5 protein-coding genes are annotated in these 5,586 nt (G+C 37.7%); 3 read left to right on the forward strand and 2 right to left on the reverse strand.

Annotation, left to right across the window (positions count from 1 at the left end; genetic code table 11):
* The first annotated feature begins 222 nt into the window (after positions 1-222).
* From tnpC to FYJ57_RS14680, 3 genes are all read left to right on the forward strand, one after another.
* On the forward strand, positions 223-1,785 hold the full coding sequence (tnpC, locus tag FYJ57_RS14670) for an IS66 family transposase (RefSeq protein ID WP_235904610.1): 1,563 nt from the start codon (positions 223-225) through the stop codon (positions 1,783-1,785).
* A gap of 64 nt (positions 1,786-1,849) precedes the next feature.
* The gene (locus tag FYJ57_RS14675) at positions 1,850-2,191 is read left to right on the forward strand and encodes a transposase (protein WP_154433227.1); all 342 of its coding nucleotides are present in this window, start codon (positions 1,850-1,852) and stop codon (positions 2,189-2,191) included.
* Positions 2,188-3,096: an IS3 family transposase gene (locus FYJ57_RS14680; RefSeq protein ID WP_154433228.1), complete on the forward strand. Its 909-nt coding sequence runs from the start codon at positions 2,188-2,190 to the stop codon at positions 3,094-3,096. The genes FYJ57_RS14675 and FYJ57_RS14680 overlap by 4 nt, the downstream gene beginning before the upstream one ends.
* Positions 3,097-3,586: 490 nt before the next feature.
* Here FYJ57_RS14680 and FYJ57_RS14685 read toward each other — a convergent pair whose 3' ends face one another.
* Complete coding sequence (locus FYJ57_RS14685; protein ID WP_154433229.1) at positions 3,587-4,093, reverse strand: NUDIX hydrolase; 507 nt, start codon at positions 4,091-4,093, stop codon at positions 3,587-3,589.
* Positions 4,094-4,380: 287 nt separating this feature from the next.
* Positions 4,381-5,064 (reverse strand): hypothetical protein, encoded by a 684-nt coding sequence (locus FYJ57_RS14690; RefSeq protein ID WP_154433230.1) that lies wholly within the window; start codon positions 5,062-5,064, stop codon positions 4,381-4,383.
* Positions 5,065-5,586 lie beyond the last annotated feature (522 nt).

The following is a 5,586-nucleotide window of genomic DNA, read 5'->3' on the forward strand; positions in this document are numbered from 1 at the left end:
GCTACAGTCTGACACTGTGCTAAATGCTACGTGTAGTGTATATACACCCATATAGGTGTCAGAACGAAGAAAAACGAACTTTGAAAACTCTATATTTTCCATCTCTTATCTGCCTGATTATCGATGTCATAAAGCATGGCAAAATGCTGAAACCCCAGGAGTGTCTAATTGGCTTAATTTGAGTAATTCTGGTATAATCAGACTATAAGAAAGGCGGTTTCTATGTGTCAGAAATATACGGAAGAAGAACTGAATACCATGAATCATGATGCCAAGAATGCTGTTATCTATCAGATGCAGGAACGCCTTGACAAACTTGAGCATGATTATGAGCGTCTGATAGAGCAGATTCATCTTGCTGATCAGGAGCGTTTCGGCCGTCACACGGAAAAACTGAGCGAAATAGCCGGACAGCTTTCTTTTTTTAATGAGGTAGAAGCCTGTTACGATGAAAATGCAAACGAGCCAGCGATTGAAGCAGTTGTAGATTCTGCATTAAAGAAACCGCGTAAACCAAAGCAAAAGGGACAGCGCGAGGAAGATTTAAAGGATTTTCCACAGGAAGTCATTCCTCATGATGTTTCCAGGCAGAAACTTATCGACACCTTTGGTGAAGGTAACTATAAAAGTATGCCGGATGATATCTGCTGGCAGCTACGCTTTGAGCCAGGCAAATGGATTGCCGAAAAGCATGTCATCAAAGTGTATGTTGGAACAGATGGGCTTCATCAGGATGAATTCCTTCGTGGAGACCATCCGAGAACTCTATTCCGTGGCAGTATTGCTACTGCGTCATTGGAAGCAGCAATCATTAATGCAAAGTATGTAAACAGTAATCCATTGGACCGTTTGTCCAGAGATTTTAAAGCCAATGGACTTAACCTTTCCAAACAGACCATGTCAAACTGGACTGTCTGGTCTGCAGAGCGGTATTTCCGTCCGGTGTATGATTTGATGATATCTACACAGCTTCAGGCACATGTTAATCAATGTGATGAAACAACCCTGGAGGTAATTCATGACGGCAGACCGGCAGGAAGCACAAGCTACATGTGGGTTCATCTGACTGGAGAACTCAGCCCTGTTCCTAAAATCATTGTGTATGAATATCAAAAAACAAGACACAGTGACCATCCAAAGGAGTACTATAAGGATTTCAATGGAATACTTATGACGGATGGACTGGAACAGTATCACAAACTTGCGCGTGAAAGGGAGGGTTTAATCAATGCCAACTGCCTTGCACATGCAAGACGCCATTATGCCAATGCTATCAAGGCAATGGGAAAAGGGAATCCGGAAGCAGTGAAATCCTCCGTTGCTTACAAAGCTCTGGTTCAGATTGGAGCTATTTATGAACTGGAAGGTGCGTTAAAGGAGCTTTCCCCAGAAGAACGGTTAAAAGAGCGTCAGACTTCAATCAAACCATTGATTGAGGCGTATTTTACGTGGGTAAAAGAAATCCTTGCAAGTGGAACGGTGCTTCCCAAAACAGAGACGGCAAAAGGGCTGCAATACAGCGTAAATCAGGAAGAGTACCTAAAAGTATTTCTGACAGATGGCGAAGTCCCAATCGATGATTCAGCAAGTGAACGCGCATTGAGGAATTTCACAATCGGTCGTAAAAACTGGGTGACCATCAATACAGTTCGCGGAGCGCAGGCGAGCGCTATTATCTACAGCATTACCGAAACAGCCCGGGCAAACAACTTGAATGTGTACTATTATATTAAACATTTGCTGACAGAGTTGCCACAGCTTATAGATAAAAATGATGTTGTATAAATAAAGTTGACACCTTATTCTCAAAGAATTCATGTATAATAAAGAGAATAAGGAGGAACTCTCAATGTCACGTACCCAACGTAAATACGACCACGAATATAAGGTCCAGGCTGTCAAACTTGCCAGAGAAATCGGCGGTGCTAAGGCAGCCAAAGAATTAGGTATTCCAGAAGGAACCATCCATACATGGCTGAAAGCAGTTAGAGCCGGCACATTGGATATTGGCGACGGTGCACATACTCCAGAAAGTGCAATGAGCCTCGCTGAGGAACTTGCTATGCTCCGCAAACGCGTTAAGGATCAGGATAAAGAAATCCGGCGTCTGAAAGAGGAAAATGAATTTCTCGAGGAAGCAAGTGCTTTTTTCGCAGCCAGCCGTCGGAAGTCAGCAAGAACCAAAGAATGATGTTCATTGCCATAAAAACGGAAGACGGCGCGATTAAGGGAAAACTCTCATTCTATTGCCGGATGCTTGGTGTCAGCCGCCAGGGGTTTTACAAATATCTTGCTCATAAAGACCGGCCCTGGAAATATCAGGATCTCGCTGATGCTATAAGAGCAATCAATACTGAGGATGAATACAATGATACATATGGGCGTATTCGCATGTATCAGGCACTTCTCCTTAAGAAACCGGAAGGACTCAAGATTCCTAGTGAGCGAACCGTCTACAGAGTCATGGATGAAATAGGCCTTAGTCATCGACCAAAACGTAAGCCGAATGGTATTACCAAGGCGGATCGGGAAGCTCGTAAGTCAGAGGATCTTCTGAAGCGAGATTTCAAATCCGATAAGCCACTTGAAAAATGTGTAACTGACATCACCGAAATCAAGGCTAAAGATGGAAAATTATATGTTTCAGCTATCTTTGACTGCTTTGATTCTAGTGTCCTTGGTCTGGCAATGGAAAGCAACATGAAAGCAACTTTGTGCGAGCATACCCTGGATAATGCCTATCTGGCATATCCTGATCTGCGAGGGGCTATTGTACACTCTGACAGAGGAACACAATATACCAGTGAAACCTATCGTAAGGCTCTGGCAAAATACGGTATTATTCAAAGCATGAACAGTGCTGGTGGCAGGTGTCACGATAATGCCCGATGCGAAAGCATGTGGGCCAGAATGAAAAGCGAGCTTCTCTATGACCGCTACAATACGGAAACTATGACCACAGAGGAACTGAAGGTTCTCATTTGGAGATATTTCATCAGTTACTGGAATAACAGGAGGATCTGCTCTGCTAACGGTGGGCTTCCTCCGATGATCAAGCGCCAGAGATACTACCAATCTCTGGGACTGGCTGCATAGGCAGTGATATCTTTGAGATAAATGTGTCAACCAATATTGACAATATCAAAACGGAAATATAGAACAATCATTGCTGGAATCACTCATGCCGTGGTCAAAGAGTTTGCCGGCTGATTGCTACAGCAAGCGCCGCAATTAAAGCGGCGCTTAAAATATAGGCAGGCGTCGGGTTTGACGCTTACATTTGTACTTTGTGTACGGGTTTCTTTTCTCTTGCCATGATAAAAGGCCTCCTATGATTTATTATTTTATCATAGAAGACCTTTTAAATCTTTATTTACAGAAAAACTTTCATAGACTCGAAGATTCCTCTTCGTTTATATGTAAACGCAAAATAGCAAGTACCTTGACACTTTTAGGTGGCTGCTTTGCAGCCACCAATATTAAACTTTGCGAATCTCTGCCAGAAGGTTTTCTGACCTGGGTAGAAGCTCTTCCAAAAAGCATATCAACAGATCTTACACAGTTTCTGTTGACTTACTTGGTACTACTATATATCCAGAGATAAATATGAAAAATACTTTTTTAATGTTAATATATGCATAGGATAAAAATGTTCTGGAAATTCCATCAGTTCTTTTTGCACTTCTTTAACATTTTTCCATTGAACCATTTCGTTTTCGATAACATTATTAACAATTTCCCCCTCTGCCCTACACAAAAAAATCATAACTATAATAGAATATCCTCCACTCATATTTTGTACGATATTAAAAGGATAGATATCCGTGAGGGTGTATCCTACTGAATTTATCGTCTTGCATTTATTCTCATTTTTAACATACACTATATCTAAATTAGTTTCTTCTTTTATTTCTCTTCGTAAGGCTTCATAAATATTTTCATATTCTCTAATTTTACCAGCAGGAATTTCCCATAGTCCAAACTCTATTTTTTCATTTCTTTTTTTTCTTTTTTGTATCAAAATATATTTTTGACCGTTTTCACATTTTTCTATAATCGCTCCCACACAAGGAATTGCAAATTTTTCTTCCATAACAATCTCCATTCCGCCACACTACAGTTAGTGCCAAAAATAGTAATGAAAGTGATTCACACTTACACTTCCACATTTTCGTGTTACAATAGGTTGGATTTTTTAGGCATTCCCAGCATCAATATCAGATACACTCACCTGTTTTGCCATTAGTGTGTAAGTACATCTTTTTACTCAGATAAAAAGACGCTCCTAAATCAGATCACAATATAAACCTGTTCTTTATACCTATTTCAGAATTTTTGCTTAATTTACTTTTTTCACAATAATAATCTCTCTTAAAATATTTACTCAAGAAATTTTTCAATAGATTTTCTCTCAAATATATTCAATACAGTTTGATGTATTTGCTCCATATTTAAGTCATTAAATAGTTTGTGGCCTTCTAAAGCTCTATTACCTAAAGTAATCTTCGCATTGTCTAAATCTATTTTTTCAAATCCATATTTTTTTACAACAAAGAAAACATCACTATCTAATTTATCATTAATACTTTCTCCCTCTATTTCTATATATGTCCTTTTATCATACGATTCAAATTCATTATTAAGGAAATCTATCTTTTGTCCAATAAATTTAACTAATTTATCGCCATATGAAATTTTCATCTCATACCTTTCCTTATAATATAAGGCCTCTATATTATTCTTCTTTAACAGCTCAATTCTAAATTCTTCAAAAGGAATCCATGCAGTTTCTTGTTCTTGATACATTTGAATACGATCAAAACGATTTGATATTCTCTCTTTGCACCCTTTCCTCCACAAAATATTGCCATGATTAACTTTAAATGTAATTTTAAACTTATTTTTTTCATAATTACTATTTTCATCTAAAAATCGTATTTCTACCCAATCATTGTATTTAATACGAACATTTTTTTCTAATCCCAAACTCTCCAATATCTCTCGAAAAATCTCATGAAAATCAGGATTTTGAAGTGAATAATATGTAAATTCTTTTTCCAACATAAATGTTTCTCCATATTTTCTTATTTTTATGACATAAAAGCCTTTTTAACTTTCGTACGCCTTTTTATAAAACAACACCCAAAAAATTCTTTTAACCATTTTTGATTCAAAACAGGTTACTTTTCTATAAAAATAAATCATCACGCCTTTATCTATCAAAATAAATATCCCTATTTACATTTCAAATTTTTCTTTTCAATTGGTTTTATCCCTAAATCAATGAAATACTCCTCACATAAAATCCGGCTTTAGACGGCAACTAACGAAGCCAAAAGATATAAAAGTAAAGCTGCATACAGCAAATCTAAATTGACTTTATTTTAGCAAAGGATGTAATGCTTGCCAAGAGGAAACTGGAAATTTATGCACATTTTTTCAAAAGAGGAATAAATGTACTAGTGTACTGACACGTTGATATTTGAATTAATGTTCTTTTCTTGATATAATTGCCATAGATGATAAAATATGTCTATGGAGGTTATTATTATGGCACGCCCTAAGAAAAATAGAGTTCAATTATCT

The organism is Oliverpabstia intestinalis, assembly GCF_009696065.1.
Taxonomy (GTDB): Bacteria; Bacillota; Clostridia; order Lachnospirales; family Lachnospiraceae; genus Oliverpabstia; species Oliverpabstia intestinalis.

Coding starts and splice junctions, on each gene's coding strand:
- FYJ57_RS14680 (WP_154433228.1), top strand. CDS start 2,188: ATGATGTTCATTGCCATAAAAACGGAAGACGGCGCGATTAAGGGAAAA.
- tnpC (WP_235904610.1), top strand. CDS start 223: ATGTGTCAGAAATATACGGAAGAAGAACTGAATACCATGAATCATGAT.
- FYJ57_RS14675 (WP_154433227.1), top strand. CDS start 1,850: ATGTCACGTACCCAACGTAAATACGACCACGAATATAAGGTCCAGGCT.
- FYJ57_RS14690 (WP_154433230.1), bottom strand. CDS start 5,064: ATGTTGGAAAAAGAATTTACATATTATTCACTTCAAAATCCTGATTTT.
- FYJ57_RS14685 (WP_154433229.1), bottom strand. CDS start 4,093: ATGGAAGAAAAATTTGCAATTCCTTGTGTGGGAGCGATTATAGAAAAA.